At 67.4% G+C, this 233-nt stretch carries 1 pseudogene; it reads left to right on the top strand.

Annotation, left to right across the window (positions count from 1 at the left end):
• Window positions 1-233, top strand: a pseudogene (locus KVT44_RS57290) (alpha/beta hydrolase); the annotation flags it as partial.

Here is a 233-nt window from a genome sequence, read left to right as displayed (position 1 = left end):
GCAGGGCCCCAAAGCCCCCATCGCCATACCCCCCAAGGGCTTGGGCAGCCAACCCATCCCCGGGTTCTTCCCCCGCCAGCTCACCCAGACCGAGGGCCCCAACGGCATCGCGCAGGCGCTGTTCTCCAAGGACTTCTGGGAGTACCTGACGGGGGGCCTGGACCAGGGGTACAGCGGTGGCGGCAAGGTATTGATGCTGCTGTCCGACCCGATGAACGGGCGCAACCAGAACG

Source organism: Streptomyces sp. GbtcB7, from assembly GCF_019091445.1.
GTDB lineage: Bacteria > Actinomycetota > Actinomycetes > Streptomycetales > Streptomycetaceae > Streptomyces > Streptomyces mirabilis.
Note: the sequence above shows the minus strand (reverse complement) of the source record. Positions and strands in the feature narration are given on the sequence as shown.